The 16,407-nt window shown below is 63.7% G+C and carries 23 protein-coding genes and 1 tRNA gene; 20 read left to right on the plus strand and 4 right to left on the minus strand.

Annotation, left to right across the window (positions count from 1 at the left end):
• Positions 1–69: 69 nt before the first annotated feature.
• The 3 genes from proB to hisA form a co-directional block, all read right to left on the minus strand.
• Entirely contained in the window at positions 70–1,182 is a 1,113-nt protein-coding gene (gene proB / locus DEIPE_RS14780; RefSeq protein ID WP_015236777.1) for a glutamate 5-kinase, read from the minus strand.
• A gap of 19 nt (positions 1,183–1,201) precedes the next feature.
• Positions 1,202–2,452 (minus strand): glutamate-5-semialdehyde dehydrogenase, encoded by a 1,251-nt coding sequence (locus DEIPE_RS14785; RefSeq protein ID WP_015236778.1) that lies wholly within the window; start codon positions 2,450–2,452, stop codon positions 1,202–1,204.
• Between the two features lie 65 nt (positions 2,453–2,517).
• Positions 2,518–3,231: a 1-(5-phosphoribosyl)-5-[(5-phosphoribosylamino)methylideneamino]imidazole-4-carboxamide isomerase gene (gene hisA, locus DEIPE_RS14790; RefSeq protein ID WP_015236779.1), complete on the minus strand. Its 714-nt coding sequence runs from the start codon at positions 3,229–3,231 to the stop codon at positions 2,518–2,520.
• Between the two features lie 79 nt (positions 3,232–3,310).
• Here hisA and DEIPE_RS14795 point away from each other — a divergent pair, with 79 nt between their 5' ends.
• Positions 3,311–4,456 (plus strand): glycosyltransferase family 4 protein, encoded by a 1,146-nt coding sequence (locus DEIPE_RS14795; protein WP_015236780.1) that lies wholly within the window; start codon positions 3,311–3,313, stop codon positions 4,454–4,456.
• A 69-nt stretch (positions 4,457–4,525) separates the two neighbouring features.
• On the opposite strand, the gene DEIPE_RS14800 is transcribed toward DEIPE_RS14795, so the two are convergent.
• A tRNA-Leu gene (locus tag DEIPE_RS14800) sits at positions 4,526–4,610 on the minus strand.
• Positions 4,611–4,931: 321 nt separating this feature from the next.
• Between DEIPE_RS14800 and rpsL the strand changes: the two genes are divergently transcribed.
• From rpsL to rplE, 19 genes are all read left to right on the plus strand, one after another.
• A complete protein-coding gene (gene rpsL, locus DEIPE_RS14805) occupies positions 4,932–5,336 on the plus strand; it encodes a 30S ribosomal protein S12 (protein WP_015236781.1) in 405 nt (134 codons plus the stop codon).
• Between the two features lie 8 nt (positions 5,337–5,344).
• Positions 5,345–5,815 carry a 30S ribosomal protein S7 gene (gene rpsG, locus DEIPE_RS14810; RefSeq protein WP_015236782.1) on the plus strand — a complete coding sequence of 157 codons (471 nt, stop codon included), beginning with the start codon at positions 5,345–5,347 and terminating at the stop codon, positions 5,813–5,815.
• Positions 5,816–5,927: 112 nt separating this feature from the next.
• Positions 5,928–8,021, plus strand: a complete 2,094-nt coding sequence (gene fusA / locus DEIPE_RS14815) for an elongation factor G (RefSeq protein ID WP_015236783.1) — start codon at positions 5,928–5,930, stop codon at positions 8,019–8,021.
• 64 nt (positions 8,022–8,085) lie between these two features.
• Positions 8,086–8,463: a hypothetical protein gene (locus tag DEIPE_RS14820; RefSeq protein ID WP_015236784.1), complete on the plus strand. Its 378-nt coding sequence runs from the start codon at positions 8,086–8,088 to the stop codon at positions 8,461–8,463.
• A gap of 318 nt (positions 8,464–8,781) precedes the next feature.
• The gene (gene tuf / locus DEIPE_RS14825) at positions 8,782–9,999 is read left to right on the plus strand and encodes an elongation factor Tu (RefSeq protein WP_015234848.1); all 1,218 of its coding nucleotides are present in this window, start codon (positions 8,782–8,784) and stop codon (positions 9,997–9,999) included.
• A complete protein-coding gene (rpsJ, locus tag DEIPE_RS14830; protein ID WP_015236785.1) occupies positions 9,999–10,322 on the plus strand; it encodes a 30S ribosomal protein S10 in 324 nt (107 codons plus the stop codon). The genes tuf and rpsJ overlap by 1 nt, the downstream gene beginning before the upstream one ends.
• Complete coding sequence (gene rplC / locus DEIPE_RS14835) at positions 10,319–10,939, plus strand: 50S ribosomal protein L3 (RefSeq protein ID WP_015236786.1); 621 nt, start codon at positions 10,319–10,321, stop codon at positions 10,937–10,939. Before rpsJ ends, rplC begins: the two co-directional genes overlap by 4 nt.
• Positions 10,939–11,544, plus strand: a complete 606-nt coding sequence (gene rplD, locus DEIPE_RS14840) for a 50S ribosomal protein L4 (RefSeq protein WP_015236787.1) — start codon at positions 10,939–10,941, stop codon at positions 11,542–11,544. Before rplC ends, rplD begins: the two co-directional genes overlap by 1 nt.
• A 56-nt stretch (positions 11,545–11,600) precedes the next feature.
• Positions 11,601–11,831, plus strand: a complete 231-nt coding sequence (gene rplW, locus DEIPE_RS14845; RefSeq protein ID WP_052326806.1) for a 50S ribosomal protein L23 — start codon at positions 11,601–11,603, stop codon at positions 11,829–11,831.
• A 13-nt stretch (positions 11,832–11,844) separates the two neighbouring features.
• Positions 11,845–12,678 (plus strand): 50S ribosomal protein L2, encoded by an 834-nt coding sequence (rplB, locus tag DEIPE_RS14850; protein WP_015236789.1) that lies wholly within the window; start codon positions 11,845–11,847, stop codon positions 12,676–12,678.
• Positions 12,679–12,690: 12 nt separating this feature from the next.
• Complete coding sequence (rpsS, locus tag DEIPE_RS14855) at positions 12,691–12,978, plus strand: 30S ribosomal protein S19 (RefSeq protein ID WP_015236790.1); 288 nt, start codon at positions 12,691–12,693, stop codon at positions 12,976–12,978.
• The gene (gene rplV, locus DEIPE_RS14860; RefSeq protein WP_015236791.1) at positions 12,978–13,370 is read left to right on the plus strand and encodes a 50S ribosomal protein L22; all 393 of its coding nucleotides are present in this window, start codon (positions 12,978–12,980) and stop codon (positions 13,368–13,370) included. The genes rpsS and rplV overlap by 1 nt, the downstream gene beginning before the upstream one ends.
• Entirely contained in the window at positions 13,363–14,112 is a 750-nt protein-coding gene (rpsC, locus tag DEIPE_RS14865; RefSeq protein ID WP_015236792.1) for a 30S ribosomal protein S3, read from the plus strand. Before rplV ends, rpsC begins: the two co-directional genes overlap by 8 nt.
• Complete coding sequence (rplP, locus tag DEIPE_RS14870; RefSeq protein ID WP_015236793.1) at positions 14,112–14,537, plus strand: 50S ribosomal protein L16; 426 nt, start codon at positions 14,112–14,114, stop codon at positions 14,535–14,537. Before rpsC ends, rplP begins: the two co-directional genes overlap by 1 nt.
• Positions 14,524–14,727: a 50S ribosomal protein L29 gene (gene rpmC, locus DEIPE_RS14875; RefSeq protein ID WP_015236794.1), complete on the plus strand. Its 204-nt coding sequence runs from the start codon at positions 14,524–14,526 to the stop codon at positions 14,725–14,727. Before rplP ends, rpmC begins: the two co-directional genes overlap by 14 nt.
• On the plus strand, positions 14,727–15,023 hold the full coding sequence (rpsQ, locus tag DEIPE_RS14880) for a 30S ribosomal protein S17 (RefSeq protein WP_015236795.1): 297 nt from the start codon (positions 14,727–14,729) through the stop codon (positions 15,021–15,023). Before rpmC ends, rpsQ begins: the two co-directional genes overlap by 1 nt.
• The gene (rplN, locus tag DEIPE_RS14885) at positions 15,020–15,424 is read left to right on the plus strand and encodes a 50S ribosomal protein L14 (RefSeq protein WP_015236796.1); all 405 of its coding nucleotides are present in this window, start codon (positions 15,020–15,022) and stop codon (positions 15,422–15,424) included. The genes rpsQ and rplN overlap by 4 nt, the downstream gene beginning before the upstream one ends.
• Positions 15,424–15,765, plus strand: a complete 342-nt coding sequence (gene rplX / locus DEIPE_RS14890; protein WP_015236797.1) for a 50S ribosomal protein L24 — start codon at positions 15,424–15,426, stop codon at positions 15,763–15,765. The genes rplN and rplX overlap by 1 nt, the downstream gene beginning before the upstream one ends.
• 72 nt (positions 15,766–15,837) lie before the next feature.
• Positions 15,838–16,374, plus strand: a complete 537-nt coding sequence (gene rplE, locus DEIPE_RS14895) for a 50S ribosomal protein L5 (RefSeq protein WP_015236798.1) — start codon at positions 15,838–15,840, stop codon at positions 16,372–16,374.
• Positions 16,375–16,407: the final 33 nt, after the last annotated feature.

Below are 16,407 nucleotides of genomic sequence, written 5' to 3' on the forward strand. Positions count from 1 at the left end.
GGCTTCAGCAAAAAGGACGCGTCCGATCTGGACGCGTCCTTTTTGCTGACCTGGGGTCGCTGTCCCGGGTTACTCACCGGGCTCGCCCTGCGCTTGCGAAGCCGTGAACGTTTCTCTTTCGCCGGGCAGCAGCACCAGCTGGTTGCGGTGTACCAGCTCATCGAAATCCTTGCTGCCCAGTACTCCTGCGATCTCGGAGGAACCGAGTCCCCGGATGCGTTCGGCGTCGGAGGAAGCGTAATTGCTCAGGCCTTGGGCAACCGGTCCGTGGGGCCCATCAATGCGCACCACATCACCAAAGGCGAAGCGGCCCTGGACCCGCACAACGCCTTTGGGCAGCAGTGAACGGCCTTCGCGCAGGGCGCGTGCGGCCCCGGCGTCCACGTCGAGCACCCCCCGCGCACTCTGATGGAGCAGCCAGCCTCGCTTGGCTCCCCGGTGGTGAGCACGAATACGGGTTCCCAGTGCCGCGCCCGCAGTCCAGCGTTCCAGCCCCACCCCGCCCCCTCCCAGAATGATGGTGTCGATGCCTGCCTCGGAGGCGATCTGCGCCGCGCGCAGTTTGGTGGTCATGCCTCCCGTGCCCAGGGCGCTGCCGGCACCCTCGGCGAGGTGCAGTACGCTGCTGATGTCGTCGACCACCTCGATTCGCCGGGCGTCCGGCTGCGTGTGCGGATTGGCCGTGTACAGTCCGTCTACATCGGTGAGCAGCAGCAGCGTGTCGGCGTCTGCGAGGTAAGCCACCCAGGCAGACAGGGTGTCGTTGTCCCCGAGGCGCAGCTCCTGCGTGGCGATGGTGTCGTTTTCGTTGAGCACCGGGACCACGCCGAGCTTGAAGGCACGCTCCAGGGCGTGCTTGGCATTCACGAAGCGCTTTCGGTCGTGAATGTCGTCGGCGCTCAGCAGAAACTGCGCGACGCTCTTGGGCGCAAAGGCGCGGGCCCACTCCTGCATCAGCACGGCCTGCCCGACGGCCGCCAGGGCCTGCTTCTGGGGCAGGGTCGTCGGGCGTGGGGCTCCCAGGGCGCCACGCCCGGCAGCCACCGCTCCGCTGGAGACCAGCGCGACTTCGGCGTTCAGGCCCTGTACCGCCCGCGCAATGGCCCACAGCCGAGGAGGTTCGATGCGGCCCGCCGCGTCGGTCAGGCTGCTCGATCCCACCTTCACCACGACCCGCTTCATGGGTTGCTCCCGAGGAGTTTCAACGAATCTGTCCTTCGCCCGTGACGCGGTACTGGTAGGTCACCATCTCGGCCAGACCCATCGGACCACGGGCATGCATCTTCTGGGTGCTGATGCCGATCTCGGCACCGAAGCCGAATTCGAAACCGTCCGTGAAGCGGGTGCTGGCGTTGACATACACCGCCGCGGCGTCGACGCTTTCCTGAAATTCGCGTGCTGAGTGCAGTGACGAGGTGACAATGGCCTCGCTGTGCTGCGAGCCGTAGCGCGCGATGTGTTCGAGCGCGCCGCTCAGGCCGTCCACCACCCGCAGGGCCAGGATCAGGTCGAGAAACTCGCTTTCCCAGTCGGTGTCACTTGCCGCTTCCACGCCCGGTGCGTACATCCGCGCGTCCTCGTCGCCGCGCACCTCGACGCCCGCGCTCCGCAGCGCCCGGACGGCCAGCGGCACGAATACGGGCGCGATTTCGCGGTCCACCAGCAGCGTTTCGAGCGCGTTGCACACGCCGGGACGCTGTGTTTTGCCATTCAGCAAAATGTTCAGCGCCATTTCGAGATCGGCGTCGCGGTGTACGTACAGGTGACAGTTGCCTACCCCGGTTTCGATCACCGGCACTTTGGCGTGTGTCACGACATGCTGAATGAGCCCTGCCCCGCCGCGCGGAATGACCAGGTCCACCAGCCCGCGCGCTTCAAGCAGCTCGGTCACGCTGGCGCGGTCCGCGCTGTCGATCAGGGTCACGGCGTCTTCGGGCAGACCCACGTCGCGCAGACCCAGACGCATGGCGCGCACGAGAACGCGGTTGGTGTTCAGGGCGCTGGCGCTGCCCCGCAGCACAGGGGCGCTGCCGGCTTTGAGGCACAGCACCGCGGCGTCCACGGTGACGTTGGGGCGTGATTCGTAGATCACACCGATCACCCCGAGCGGCACGCTGACTTTCTCGATCTGCATGCCCTTCGGGTGCCGCCAGCCGTCGAGGGTGCGGCCCAGCGGATCGGGCAGCGCGATGACCTGTTCGATGCCCTGCGCCACTTCCCGCAGCCGCGCCCCCGTGAGGGTCAGCCGGTCGAGCAGCGCCTCGCCCGTGCCCCGCTGGCGCTCCTGCTGCACGTCGACGGCGTTCTGACGCAGGATTTCCGGTTCTGCTTCCAGCAGGCGCGCCTGCATGGCGCGCAGGGCGGCGTTGCGCTCGGCACGTGCCAGTGTTTTGCTGGCTTTTTTGGCGTTCGTCAGGAGGTCCCGCACGCTCTGGTTACGCAACTCCGTCATGGCCGGAGTCTAGCGGGCTGGCCCGGGTGGCAGCAGGCAGTCGTCTGGGCGTGTTGGGCCAGCACTCAAGAAGGCAGTGGGTAGGGAAGCGTCCCCTCGTAGATTGCGCGTCCGACGATGGCTCCCTCGATGTTCAGCTCGTCCAGCAGTGCGATGTCGTCCGAGTTCGCCACGCCGCCGCCCACGATCAGGGTGTTGGTCCACAGGGCCCGTACTTGGCCCATCAATTCACGGTCGAGGCCACGCAACGTGCCGTCTCGGCTCACATCCGTGAAGATCAGGGTTTCCAGCCCGCTTTGCGCCAGGCGCGAGAGCACTTCCTCCACCCGCACGCCGCTGCCTTCGGCCCAGCCGTGCACGGCAACGTCCATGCCACGCGCGTCCACGCTCACGACAATGCGCTCCGGGCCGTAGCGTGAAAGCAGCTCACCGACCAGCTCCGGGCTACGCACGGCCGCCGTGCCGACCACCACCCGGCGTACGCCACCTTCCAGCAGTTCCCGCGCGGACTCGGTGCTGCGCACACCGCCGCCGACCTCGACGGGCACGCTCAGGTCGCCCAGCGCGCGCGCGATCTCATAGATGATGGCGCGGTTCTCGCCGCGACCGGTGGCCGCGTCGAGGTCAACCAGGTGCAGCAGACTCGCTCCGAGCCCGGTCCAGTGCAGCGCCGCTTCGAGCGGCGAGTCGAAGTACACCGTTTCGCGCTGCGGGTCGCCTTCGAAGAGACGTACGGCGCGTCCGGTCTGAATGTCGACACAGGGAATCACAAGCGGCATGAAGCAGAGTATAGGTGCGCCCGGCCATGTCCGGCCCTCCTCATGTCCACCTCCGCTTACACTGGATGCGGAGGCTCAAGTGCGCATAGGGATCGTCACCGCAACCTACCTGCCCTCGAAGAACGGGGTGGCCACCTCGACGGCCCTGTTTGCCCGTGGACTCCGTGCCCTGGGGCACGAGGTGCGGATTTTTGCGCCTGACCATCCCCAGCGGGGCAGGGAAGAGGCAGACATCTTCCGCCTGCCGAGTACCATGGTGGCCGCTCCCGCCGACTACCCGCTGTTGCTGCCACCCTCGGCGTCGGTGATCGGGCGGCTGCCGTTGCGCGACCTCGACGTGATACACACCATGCATCCCTTTCTGGCCGGGCAGGTGGCCTTGCGCTGGGCGCGCAGCCTGGGGGTTCCGCTGTTCTTTACCGCCCACACGCAGTACCACCAGTACGTGCATTACACGCGCATGTCGAGAAGGCTGGGGCGCTGGCTGATCCGCCGTCACGTGCGCGCCTTTGCAGGCGCTTCCGATGTGGTGCTGGCCCCCGGAGGCGCGATGGTGGACATGCTGCGCCGCTATGGCTATCAGGGCGACGTGGACCTGCTGCCCAACCCGATTGACCCTTCATCCTTCCGGGAAGCGACCGGTCACGAGGTGCGCGCCTGGCACGGCATTCCTGCACAAGCGCCCTTGCTGATCTACGTTGGGCGGCTGGCACCCGAAAAGAACCTGCCGACACTGCTCGCTGCATTCAAGGAAGCACTGGAACAAATTCCAGGCGCGCACCTGCTGCTGGTCGGCGCCGGTTTGCAGCGCGCACACCTGCAGAACCTCGCGGCGGGCTGGCCAGTGCATTTCGCGGGCGCGGTCGAACATGCCCGCGTACCACAGTATTTGAGCGCTGCGAACGCCTTTATCACTGCTTCCACCTCAGAAGTCCTGCCGATGAGCATGATCGAGGCGCTCGCCGCCGGTCTGCCGCTGGTTGCTGCCCGTTCTCCGGCAGCCGAGGATCTCGTTATCCAGGGAGAAAACGGCTTTTTGTGTGAGGCCTCGCCTGCTGCACTGGCCAACGGAATCGCGCGGGTCTTTCAGGCAGACGCCTTGCCGGCCCTGCACACGGGAGCCCTGAGCAGCGCCCGGGCATTCGACATGACGGCGCGCGCCGGGCAACTGGCCGATCTGTACGCGTTGGCCATTGCAGGCCGCGCGGCCCACCAGGCTGCCTGAGCACTGTTCTGAGGCAGCAGGACCTGAACTTGCCAACCGCAAAACGCTCCCTTGCGGGAGCGTTTCTTATGGTGCCCAAGAGGGGACTTGAACCCCTACGCCTCGCGGCGCTAGTCCCTGAAACTAGTGCGTCTACCAATTCCGCCACCTGGGCACGGCTCAGAAATCTGAGGCTCGCTTACTGTAGCGAAGGGTCCTGCGCTTGTCAAGCGTAGCCTCCAGGCGCCCGCAGGTGCCACGAAGTGACCGTGTGCGTGGGTACTGACCGTGTGCGTGGGGTCGTGTGCTGATCTGTGTGATCTGTGCGTGCCGTTTCCGGGGCGTCTTGCCAGCACGCCGAGTCACGCGCTAAGCTATTCAGGTTGGAAACTGCCTGGTGGGGTTGCGCCGGGCGTTCCTGCGGTCCTCTGGAAGCGGCGTGCTGGCCGAGCAAGGAAGGACAAGACTCTAGCCACCCAAAGGGAGTGATCACCACTTGCCAACCGTACAACAACTTCTGAGGAAGGGCCGCGCCACCTTGCGCAAAAAAACCAAGGTTCCGGCCCTCAAGAGCAGCCCGCAGCGCCGCGGCGTCTGCACGGTCGTCAAGACCACCACCCCCAAAAAGCCCAACTCGGCACTGCGCAAGATCGCCCGTGTGCGTCTCACGAGCGGCTTTGAAGTCACGGCCTACATTCCCGGCGAAGGCCACAACCTGCAGGAACACAGCGTCGTGCTGATCCGTGGTGGTCGTGTGAAGGACCTTCCCGGCGTGCGCTACCACATTGTGCGCGGCAGCCTCGACACCGCCGGTGTGAAGGATCGCAACAAGAGCCGCAGCAAGTACGGCACCAAAAAACCCAAAGCGGGCGCGGCGGCGGCCGGTGCCAAGAAGAAGTGAGGTAAGACATGGCACGTCGTCGCAGAGCTGAAGTCCGTCCCGTTCAACCTGATCTCGTGTACAGCGATGTCGTGGTGAGCGCCATGATCAACCGTCTGATGCGTGATGGTCAGAAGAACATCGCCAGCCGTATTTTCTATGGCGCTTGCCGTCTGATTCAGGAGCGCACCGGTCAGGAGCCTCTCAAGGTGTTCCGCCAGGCGTTTGACAACGTCAAGCCGCGTGTGGAAGTGCGTTCGCGCCGCGTCGGCGGCAGCACCTACCAGGTGCCCGTCGAAGTGAATCCCCGCCGTACCCAGAGCGTCGCCTTGCGCTGGATCGCCCTCGCGGCCGACAGCCGTCCCGAGCGCACCGCTGTGGAGCGCCTCGCGGGTGAGCTGATGGACGCCGCGCAGGGCCGTGGTGGCGCCGTCAAGAAAAAAGACGACGTCGAGCGTATGGCGGAAGCCAACCGCGCTTACGCGCACTACCGCTGGTAATATCTCCCGGGTCGCTCAGGGCGACCCTGAGCGAAGCGAAACGGGACCACGGCTGCCCGTGGTCCCGTTTCGCCGAAAAGCCCGCCAGTATCTCCGACAAGGAGCACGCAGTATGACCACCCAGACCGGCACCTACCTCAGGTTCTTCCGCAATATCGGGATTGCCGCGCACATCGACGCGGGCAAGACCACCACGACCGAGCGCATTCTCTACTACACCGGCCGTACGCACAACATCGGTGAAGTGCACGACGGCGCCGCCACCATGGACTGGATGGAGCAGGAGCGCGAGCGCGGCATCACCATCACCGCCGCCGCCACCACCGCCAAGTGGACGCGCTCGGGCAGCGAGCAGGAATACGTCGTCAACATCATCGATACTCCCGGCCACGTGGACTTCACCATTGAAGTCGAGCGCTCCATGCGCGTGCTCGACGGCGCAGTCGCGGTCTTTGATTCCAGCCAGGGCGTCGAGCCCCAGTCCGAAACGGTCTGGCGTCAGGCCGACCGGTACGGCGTGCCGCGCATTGCCTTTGCCAACAAGATGGACAAGACCGGCGCGAGCTTCGAGCTGGTGCTCCGGGACATCAAAGAGCGTCTTGGCGCGATTCCTGCTCCCATCCAGTACCCCATGGGCGAGGAAAGCGAGTTCAAGGGCATCATCGACCTCGTGCGTCAGCGCGCCTACACCTACACCAACGATCTCGGCACCGAAATTCAGGAGCACGACATTCCGGCCGAGTTCGCCGACAAGGTGACCGAAATGCGCGCCGCCCTCATCGAAGCGGCTGCCGAAGTCGACGAAGAGCTCATGATGATGTACCTCGAAGGCGAAGAGCCGACGGCCGAGCAACTGGCCCGGGCGCTGCGTACGGGGACCATCGAGAAGAAGATCTTCCCGGTGCTGTGTGGCAGCGCCCTCAAGAACAAGGGCGTTCAGCTGCTCCTCGACGCGGTGATCGACTACCTGCCGAGCCCGCTCGAAGTGCCCGCCATTCGCGGCACCCTTGAGGACAGCGAAGAAACCCGCGAGTTCCCCGCCGATCCGAGCGGGAAGCTGGCCGCACTGGCCTTCAAGATCATGGCCGACCCCTACGTCGGACGCCTGACCTTCGTGCGCATCTACTCGGGTACCCTGGCCAGCGGAACCTACGTGTACAACGCCTCCAAGAACAAGCGTGACCGTGTGGGCCGCCTGCTCAAGATGCACGCCAACCACCGCGAGGAAGTCAGCGAGCTCAAGGCAGGCGAGCTGGGTGCCGTGATCGGCCTCAAGGACGCCGGCACCGGTAACACCATCATCGGTGACGGCGACGAGCACGTGCTGCTCGAAAGCATCGACGTGCCCGAGCCCGTCATCAAGCTCGCCATCGAGCCCAAGACCAAAGCCGACCAGGAAAAGATGGGCGTGGGCCTGGCCCGACTGGCCGAAGAGGACCCGACCTTCCGGGTCGCCTCCGACCCCGAAAGCGGTCAGACCACCATCTCCGGGATGGGCGAATTGCACCTCGAAATTCTGGTTGACCGCCTGAAGCGTGAGTACAAGGTCGAGGCCAACGTGGGCGCGCCGCAGGTGGCGTTCCGTGAAACCATCACCAAGCCGGCCGACGTCGAAGGCAAGTTCGTTCGCCAGTCGGGTGGCCGTGGTCAGTACGGCCACGTCAAGGTCAAGGTTGAGCCGCTGCCCCCGGGCTCGGGCTTCGTGTTCGAGAACGCGGTGGTGGGTGGAACGGTGCCGCGCGAGTACATTGCCCCGGCCCAAAAAGGCATCGAGGAAGCCATGCAGAGTGGTCCGCTCCTCGGCTTCCCGGTGGTGGACATGAAGGTCACCATTTACGACGGCAGCTACCACGAAGTGGACTCCTCGGAAATGGCCTTCAAGATCGCCGGATCGATGGCCCTCAAGGAAGGCGTGCAGAAGGGCGCTCCCGCACTGCTCGAGCCCATCATGCGCGTCGAAGTGACGGTGCCCGACGAGTACATGGGCGACATCATCGGCGACCTCAACAGCCGCCGTGGCCAGATTCAGGGCATGGAAGCGCGTGGCAACGCGCAGATCGTGAAGGCCTTCGTGCCACTCAGCGAGATGTTCGGTTACGCCACCGACATGCGCTCCATGACCCAGGGTCGTGCCAGCTACTCGATGTTCTTCGATCACTACAGCCAGACCCCGCAGAACATCGTCAACCAGCTCATCAAGAAATAAAGCACGACAGGCAGAAGCGGCACTTTCGGGTGCCGCTTCGCTTTTTGCATGTTAGCTTCAGGGCATGAAGCCTCAAAAACTTTCCTGGGTCACGATTCCGCTGTTGATCATGGTCATTCTCAACGCGATCGGCGGACTGCTGCTCATCGTGGCCGGTCCGTCCATGAGTGCCGCGATGATGCAGATGGGAGATCCGAATATGACCGGCGCTGGCGAACTGTCCAGAGGGCTGATGCTGGGCGCAGGCTTGCTGACCCTGGCAGCCGCCGTTTTTACGTTTGTGGTTCGCAACGCTGTCATCGCCGGGAAAAACTGGGGCCGAATCGCGGCCATCGTGCTCTTTGCCCTGAACCTCCTCAGCTTTCCCCTCGGGACTATTCTTGGCATCTTCGGACTGATCGGCGCGCTCGATCAGGAAGTGCAGCGCTACACCAGCCGCTGAGCGTTCTCCGTTCGAGAGCAGCAGACGCCCCGAGTGTCCCTTGCTTTGTCGCCGGTACCCCGGGACGCCGTGCCCTCCGGAGAATCGATAGGCGCGAAGCCACCTGAATGTCGTTCCAACGCCGCTCCGCAGGGCCGTCTTGCCTTGTCTGAAGACTTGGTATAGCATGGGACCTTGGTGCGCCGATCAAAGGCGATGGCGCGCTTTTGTGCCGAGAAGGCGTCCGTGCAATGGGCACGTGGAGACCCTCGGCGAGATGCAACCCAATGTGGGCGCCGGTGAAAGCCGGAGCTGTCCACCGCTTGGAGGAAACCGAACATGGCAAAAGGAACGTTTGAGCGCACGAAGCCGCACGTGAACGTGGGAACGATCGGACACGTGGACCACGGCAAAACCACCCTGACCGCGGCGATCACCTTCACGGCGGCCGCAGTCGACCCGACCATCGAAACCCAGCGTTACGATGAGATCGACAAGGCCCCCGAAGAAAAAGCGCGTGGTATCACCATCAACACCGCGCACGTCGAGTACAACACCCAGGCGCGCCACTACAGCCACGTGGACTGCCCCGGACACGCCGACTACGTCAAGAACATGATCACCGGCGCAGCGCAGATGGACGGCGCCATCCTGGTGGTCAGCTCGGCCGACGGCCCGATGCCCCAGACGCGCGAGCACATCCTGCTGGCCCGTCAGGTGGGCGTGCCCTACATCGTGGTGTTCATGAACAAGGTCGACATGGTCGACGACGAAGAACTGCTGGAACTCGTCGAGATGGAAGTGCGTGAACTGCTGTCGCGCTACGAATTCCCCGGCGATGACCTGCCAGTGGTCAAGGGCAGCGCCCTGCAGGCCCTGGAGGCTTTGCAAGGCAACCCCAAGACCGGGCGTGGTGAAAACCAGTGGGTCGACCGCATCTGGGAACTGCTCGATGCGGTGGACAGCTACATCCCTACCCCCGAACGCGCCACCGACAAGCCCTTTTTGATGCCCGTCGAAGATGTCTTCACCATCACTGGCCGTGGCACGGTTGCCACCGGACGGGTGGAGCGTGGCATCGTCAAAGTGCAGGACGAAGTGGAAATCGTCGGTCTGACCGACACCCGCAAGACCATCGTGACCGGCATCGAAATGCACCGCAAACTGCTCGACCAGGGTATGGCCGGTGACAACGTCGGCGTGCTGCTGCGTGGTGTGGCGCGTGATGACGTGGAACGTGGTCAGGTGCTGGCCAAACCCGGCAGCATCAAGCCGCACACCAAGTTCGAAGCCAGCGTGTACGTGCTCTCCAAGGACGAAGGAGGACGCCACAGCGCCTTCTTCGGTGGCTACCGTCCGCAGTTCTACTTCCGCACCACCGACGTGACCGGCGTGGTGGAACTGCCCGAAGGTGTCGAAATGGTGATGCCCGGTGACAACATCTCCTTTGTCGTCGAACTCATCAAGCCCATCGCCATGGAAGACGGTCTGCGCTTCGCCATCCGCGAAGGTGGCCGTACCGTCGGCGCCGGCGTCGTCACCAAGGTGATCGAGTAATGGTCAGCCCCAAAATCCGCATCAAGCTGCGTGCGTTTGACCACAAAGCGCTGGACTCCAGCGCCACCAAGATCGTGGACACCGTGCGCCGCACCGGCGCGACGGTGAGCGGTCCCGTGCCCCTGCCTACGCGTATCCGTCGTTTTACCGTGCTGCGTTCGCCCTTCGTCAACAAGGACAGCCGCGAGCACTTTGAGATCCGTACCCACAACCGCCTGGTCGACATCGAGAACCCCACCAAGAAGACCATCGACAGCCTGATGACCCTCGATCTGCCCACCGGTGTGGACATCGAGATCAAGACAGTGGGAGGTCGGTCGTGAAAGGCATCCTCGGCACCAAGGTCGGCATGACCCAGATCTGGAAGGGCGACCGCGCCGTTCCCGTAACGGTCGTGCTCGCGGGCCCATGCCCCGTCGTGCAGCGCAAGAACGCTGCCACGGACGGTTACGAGGCCATTCAGGTGGGCTTTGCGCCCAAATCTGAAAAGCGCATCAACAAGCCGGAGCTCGGTCACCTTAAGAAGTTCGGGGTGAGCGGCGTGCGTTACCTGCGCGAGTTCCGTAACTTCACTCCTGAAGGAGACACCGTCACCGTCGACATCTTCAACGAAGGTGAAAAAGTCGACGTGACTGGCACCAGCAAGGGTAAAGGCACCCAGGGTGTGATGAAGCGCTGGAACTTCGCCGGTGGTCCTGCCAGCCACGGCTCGAAGAAGTGGCACCGCCGCCCCGGCTCGATCGGTCAGCGCAAGACGCCCGGCCGCGTGTACAAAGGCAAGCGTATGGCAGGCCGCATGGGCAACGAGCGCATCACTGTGCAGAACCTCGAAGTGGTCGAGATTCGCCCCGACGAGAATCTGATTCTCATCAAGGGCGCCATTCCCGGTCATAACGGTGGCCTTGTGGTGCTGCGTGGCGCCGTCAAGGGAGGCAAGTAATGCCCCAAATCAACGTGGTGGGTAAGAACGGCGGGCGCACGCTCGACCTCGATCTGCCCGATGTAAACCCCGGTCTGCTGCACGAAGTGGTGACTTGGCAGCTGGCCAAGCGCCGTCAAGGCAGCGCGAGTACCAAAACGCGCGCCGAAGTCAGCCGCACCGGCAAGAAGATGTACAGCCAGAAGGGCACCGGCAACGCCCGTCACGGCAACCGTGCTGCTCCGATCTTCGTGGGCGGCGGGGTGGCCTTCGGCCCCAAGCCGCGCAACTACGGCTTCACCCTGCCCAAGAAGGTGCGCCAGCTCGGCCTCGCCATGGCGCTGTCCGACCGCGCGCAGAGCGGCAAGCTGCTCGCCGTGGACGGATTTGAGCTTGACGGCCGGACCAAAAGCTTTCTGAGCTGGGCCGCACAAAACGGTGTGGACGGCAGCGAGCGCGTGTTCCTGGTCACCGATGACGAGAATGCCCGCCGTGGCGCGCGCAACCTGCCCTGGGTCACCGCGCTGCCCGTTGCCGGCCTCAACGTCTATGACATCCTGCGTCACGACCGTCTGATCATCGACGCCGTCGTGTTGACGCCCGCGCAAGAGGAGGCTTCGTCGTGAGCAGCTTTTACGACCTCATCAAGGCGCCCGTGATCTCCGAAAAAGCCTACGCGGGCATGGAGCGCGGCGTGTACTCGTTCTGGGTGCACCAGGACGCCAACAAGACGGAAGTCAAGAACGCCATTCAGCAGGCCTTTGGTGTGCGCGTCGTCAAGATCAACATGATGAACATTGCGGGCAAGCGCAAGCGCGTCGGCAAGTTCGAAGGCCACCGTGTGGACCGTAAAAAGGCCATGGTCAAGCTCGCCGACGGCCAGAAAATCGACGCCCTTGAGGGTCTGGTCTAAGGAGAACTGAAACATGGCTGTCAAGAAATACCGTCCCTATACGCCGTCACGGCGCCAGATGACCACGGCCGATTACTCGGGCCTGACCAAAAAGCGTCCCGAGAAGAGCCTCACCGAAGCGATGCCCAAAACGGGCGGACGCAACAACCGTGGCCGCATCACCAGCCGCTTTATCGGCGGTGGTCACAAGCAGCTCTACCGCATCATCGACTTCAAGCGCCGCGACAAGGCCGGGGTGCCCGCCAAGGTCGCCGCGATCGAGTACGATCCCAACCGCAGCGCCCGCATTGCCCTGCTCAACTACGCCGACGGTGAAAAGCGCTACGTGCTCGCTCCCGAAGGCCTGGCCGTGGGTGCCAGTGTCGTGAGCGGCCCTGAAGCCGAGCCGCGCGTGGGCAACGCCCTGCCGCTGCGCTTCGTGCCGGTTGGTACGGTCGTGCACTCCGTTGAGCTCGTGCCCGGCAAGGGTGCCCAGCTCGCCCGCAGCGCCGGAACCAGCATCCAGCTGCAAGGCAAGGAAGGCGACTACGTCGTTCTGCGCCTGCCCAGTGGCGAACTGCGCCGCGTCCACACCGAGTGCTACGCGACCGTCGGCACCGTCGGCAACGCCGAGCACAAGAACATCGTGTACGGCAAGGCCGGACGTACCCGCTGGATGGGCCGCAAGCCCCACCAGCGCGGCAGCGCCATGAACCCGGTCGACCACCCGCACGGCGGTGGTGAAGGCCGCACCGGCATCGGCCGCCAGCCTGTGACGCCCTGGGGCCAACCCACCAAGGGCTTCAAGACCCGCAAGAAGCGCAAGGTGTCCGACCGCTTCATCATCTCGCGCCGCGGCGGGAAGTAAGGAGACTAGCGAATGCCCCGTAGCCTGAAAAAGGGTCCGTTCGTCGACGCCCACCTGCTGACCAAGGTGGACGCGCAGAACGACCGCAACGACAAGCGAGTCATCAAGACCTGGAGCCGCCGCTCCACCATCGTGCCCGAGATGATCGGTCACACCATCGCGGTGTACAACGGCAAGCAGCACGTGCCGGTGTTCGTCTCCGAACAGATGATCGGCCACAAGCTCGGTGAATTCTCGCCTACCCGCGCCTACCGCGGTCACGGTTCCGAGAAGAGCGCCAAAGGGAGCAAGAAGAAGTAATGACCGACACTGCACTGACCAAAAAGCAGCGCCGCCAGACCGAGAAGCGGCGCACGCCTGGCACGGCGGTCGCGCGTTACATCCGCATTGCCCCCCGCAAGGTGCGCCTTGTCGTCGACGTCATTCGCGGCAAGAGCGTGCGCGAGGCCGAGGACCTGCTGCGCTTCATTCCGCGTGGCGCCGCTGAGCCGATTCAGAAGGTGCTCAAGAGCGCCAAGGCGAATGCTGTCAACAACGACGACATGCTCGAAGACCGCCTGTTCGTCGCGCGCGCCTTCGTTGACGCCGGCCCGACCCTCAAGCGCATCCTTCCGCGTGCCCGTGGCCGTGGCGACATTCTCAAGAAGCGCTCGAGCCACATCACCATCGTTCTGGAGGAGCGCAATGGGTAACAAGATCAACCCGAACGGCTTCCGCCTGGGCATCACCAAGGACTGGAACAGCCGTTGGTACGCCAGCAAGAAGAACTACAGCACCCTGATTCTCGAGGACGAGAAGATCCGTAACCTGGTGCAAAAGCAGCTGAAGGCTGCTGGCATCGCCCGCATCGAAATCGAGCGTGCCGGACAGCAGGTCAATGTGATCATCAGCGCTGCCAAGCCCGGCATCGTGATCGGCAAGGGCGGCGACAGCATCAAGCGCCTGCGTCAGGACATCGAGCGCCTCGTGTCGGCCGGTACGGTCGCGGTGAACGTCGCCGAGATTCCCAACCCCAACACCAGCGCGCCCCTAGTAGCCCTGCGCATCGCCGAGCAGATCGAGCGCCGCTTCGCGTTCCGCCGCGCCATGAAGCAGGCCGCGCAGCGCGTGATGGAGTCGGGTGCCCGCGGCGTGCGTATCGTGCTCTCGGGCCGCCTCGGTGGCGCCGAGCAGGCCCGCACCGAGAAGGTCCTCGAAGGTCGCGTGCCCTTGCACACCCTGCGTGCCGACATCGATTACGGCACCGCCCTGGCCCGCACCACCTACGGCATCCTCGGGGTGAAGGTTATGGTGTTCAACGGCGAAATCATCGGTGGAAAGACCGAAACCGTGCAACGCCCTCCTCGTGGCGACCGTCCGCGTCGTGACGAAGGTGGCGATCGTTCGAACCGCCGCCGCCCGCAGGCGCGCCGGCGTTCAGGAGGAGCTGAGTAATGCTGCTTCCCAAGCGCACCAAATACCGCAAGCAGTTTCGTGGCCGTATGACCGGCGCCGCCAAGGGAGGCGACTACGTCGCGTTCGGCGACTTCGGTTTGATCGCCATGGAGCCGGCCTGGATCAAGAGCAACCAGATCGAGGCCTGCCGCATCGTGATGAGCCGTCACTTCCGCCGTGGCGGTAAGATCTTCATCCGGATCTTCCCGGACAAGCCCGTTACCAAAAAGCCCGCCGAAACCCGAATGGGTAAAGGTAAGGGTGCGGTAGAATACTGGGTCTCGGTTGTCAAGCCGGGCCGCGTGATGTTCGAAGTGTCGGGTGTTACCGAAGAGCAGGCCAAAGAGGCATTCCGCCTCGCTGGTCACAAGCTTCCTATCCAGACCAAGATGGTCAAGCGCGAGGTCTACGATGAAGCTCAATGAAATTCGTAACCTGAGCCTCGGCGACTTCGATCAGGAAGTCACCGCGCGCAAAAAAGAACTGATGGAGCTGCGTTTCCAGGGCGCCATCGGACAGCTGGCGAACCCGGCGCGCGTCCGTACGCTGCGCAAGGAAATCGCCCAACTGCTCACGGTGAAGACCGAGAAGCAGCGCCAGGAGAGTGGTCAGTAATGCCCAAGAAGACCCTGGAGGGTGTCGTGGTGAGCGACAAGGCGGACAAAACCGTGTCTGTCAAGGTCGAGCGCCGCTTCATGCACCCCCTGTACGGCAAGATCGTGACGCGCAGCAAGAAGTACGCGGCCCACGACGAGAACAATGAGTACCGCATCGGTGACCGCGTGGAGATCCTTTCGGTTCGTCCGATCAGCAAGAGCAAGGCCTGGAAGGTCTCGCGCCTGATCGGTCACGCCATCGGCATCGAAGGTGGCATTGCCGACACGACCCAACAACAAGGTGAACAAGCATGATCATGCCGCAGACCCGACTCGACGTGGCCGATAACAGTGGTGCCCGTGAGATCATGTGCATTCGCGTCCTGAACAGCGGCATCGGCGGCAAAGGCCTGACCACCGGCGGGGGCGGCAACAAGCGCTACGCTCATGTTGGTGACATCATCGTGGCCAGTGTCAAGGAAGCCGCTCCCCGTGGCGGCGTGAAGGCCGGCGACGTGGTGAAGGCCGTCGTCGTGCGTACGTCCAAGGACATCAAGCGCGCTGACGGCAGCACCATCCGCTTTGACAAGAACGCCGCCGTCATCATCAACAACCAGGGCGAGCCTCGCGGCACCCGCGTCTTCGGACCCGTCGCTCGTGAATTGCGTGACCGCCGCTTTATGAAGATCGTGTCCCTCGCGCCGGAGGTGCTGTGATGGCCACCGCCCAGCAGAGCAAAAGCGTCAAGCTGCACGTCAAAAAGGGCGACACCGTCATGGTCACGCGCGGCAAGCACAAGGGCGCGACCGGGAAGATCATCCTGGCGCTGCCCAAAGAGCAGAAGGTCGTCGTTGAAGGCGTGAATATTATCAAGAAGCACGTCAAGCCTTCGCAGACCAACCCGCAGGGCGGCATCGAAGAACGCGAAGCGGCGCTGCATGCCAGCAAGGTGCAGCTGGTCGATCCGGAAACCGGCAAGCCCACCCGCACCCGCAAACAGATCGTGGACGGTAAAAAAGTTCGTGTGGCCGTCAAAAGCGGCAAAGTCGTCGACTGACTTCTGGTGTTGCCAGAAGACTGCAAGCCGCACCACCCGGGCGACCAAGACCGCCCACACTGAGGGAGAAACATGAGTCTGAAAGACAAGTACGTGCAGGAGGTGCGACCCGCGCTGATGCAGCAGTTTGGCTACAGCAGCGTGATGGAGGTGCCCCGCATCGAGAAGGTCGTCGTCAACCAGGGCCTCGGGAGCGCCAAAGAGGACAGCAAGGCCATTGACAAGGCCAGCCGCGAACTCTCGCTGATCACCTTGCAAAAACCAGTGGTCACCAAGGCCAAAAAGAGCATCAGCAACTTCAAGCTGCGCCAGGGCATGCCCATCGGCGTGAAGGTCACTTTGCGCAAAGAGCGCATGTATACCTTCCTGGACAAGCTGATGAACATTGGTCTGCCCCGTATCCGCGATTTCCGCGGCATCAATCCCAACTCGTTCGACGGACGCGGTAACTATAACCTCGGCGTGCGTGAACAACTGATCTTTCCCGAGATCACCTATGATATGGTGGACGCTGTTCGCGGCATGGACGTTACCATCGTGACGACCGCCAAGACCGATGAAGAAGCCCGCGCGCTGCTCGCGGCAATGGGCTTTCCGTTCCGCAAGTAAACCACCCCGGCATCCACGCGAAAGGTGGGTAAG

The organism is Deinococcus peraridilitoris DSM 19664 (assembly GCF_000317835.1).
Classification (GTDB): Bacteria; Deinococcota; Deinococci; order Deinococcales; family Deinococcaceae; genus Deinococcus_A; species Deinococcus_A peraridilitoris.

Coding starts and splice junctions, on each gene's coding strand:
- rplE (WP_015236798.1), top strand. CDS start 15,838: ATGAGTCTGAAAGACAAGTACGTGCAGGAGGTGCGACCCGCGCTGATG.
- fusA (WP_015236783.1), top strand. CDS start 5,928: ATGACCACCCAGACCGGCACCTACCTCAGGTTCTTCCGCAATATCGGG.
- rpsC (WP_015236792.1), top strand. CDS start 13,363: ATGGGTAACAAGATCAACCCGAACGGCTTCCGCCTGGGCATCACCAAG.
- tuf (WP_015234848.1), top strand. CDS start 8,782: ATGGCAAAAGGAACGTTTGAGCGCACGAAGCCGCACGTGAACGTGGGA.
- rplB (WP_015236789.1), top strand. CDS start 11,845: ATGGCTGTCAAGAAATACCGTCCCTATACGCCGTCACGGCGCCAGATG.
- rplX (WP_015236797.1), top strand. CDS start 15,424: ATGGCCACCGCCCAGCAGAGCAAAAGCGTCAAGCTGCACGTCAAAAAG.
- hisA (WP_015236779.1), bottom strand. CDS start 3,231: ATGCCGCTTGTGATTCCCTGTGTCGACATTCAGACCGGACGCGCCGTA.
- rplN (WP_015236796.1), top strand. CDS start 15,020: ATGATCATGCCGCAGACCCGACTCGACGTGGCCGATAACAGTGGTGCC.
- rpsQ (WP_015236795.1), top strand. CDS start 14,727: ATGCCCAAGAAGACCCTGGAGGGTGTCGTGGTGAGCGACAAGGCGGAC.
- proB (WP_015236777.1), bottom strand. CDS start 1,182: ATGAAGCGGGTCGTGGTGAAGGTGGGATCGAGCAGCCTGACCGACGCG.
- DEIPE_RS14785 (WP_015236778.1), bottom strand. CDS start 2,452: ATGACGGAGTTGCGTAACCAGAGCGTGCGGGACCTCCTGACGAACGCC.
- DEIPE_RS14820 (WP_015236784.1), top strand. CDS start 8,086: ATGAAGCCTCAAAAACTTTCCTGGGTCACGATTCCGCTGTTGATCATG.
- rplV (WP_015236791.1), top strand. CDS start 12,978: ATGACCGACACTGCACTGACCAAAAAGCAGCGCCGCCAGACCGAGAAG.
- rpmC (WP_015236794.1), top strand. CDS start 14,524: ATGAAGCTCAATGAAATTCGTAACCTGAGCCTCGGCGACTTCGATCAG.
- rpsG (WP_015236782.1), top strand. CDS start 5,345: ATGGCACGTCGTCGCAGAGCTGAAGTCCGTCCCGTTCAACCTGATCTC.
- rplP (WP_015236793.1), top strand. CDS start 14,112: ATGCTGCTTCCCAAGCGCACCAAATACCGCAAGCAGTTTCGTGGCCGT.
- rpsS (WP_015236790.1), top strand. CDS start 12,691: ATGCCCCGTAGCCTGAAAAAGGGTCCGTTCGTCGACGCCCACCTGCTG.
- rplD (WP_015236787.1), top strand. CDS start 10,939: ATGCCCCAAATCAACGTGGTGGGTAAGAACGGCGGGCGCACGCTCGAC.
- rpsJ (WP_015236785.1), top strand. CDS start 9,999: ATGGTCAGCCCCAAAATCCGCATCAAGCTGCGTGCGTTTGACCACAAA.
- rplW (WP_052326806.1), top strand. CDS start 11,601: ATGGAGCGCGGCGTGTACTCGTTCTGGGTGCACCAGGACGCCAACAAG.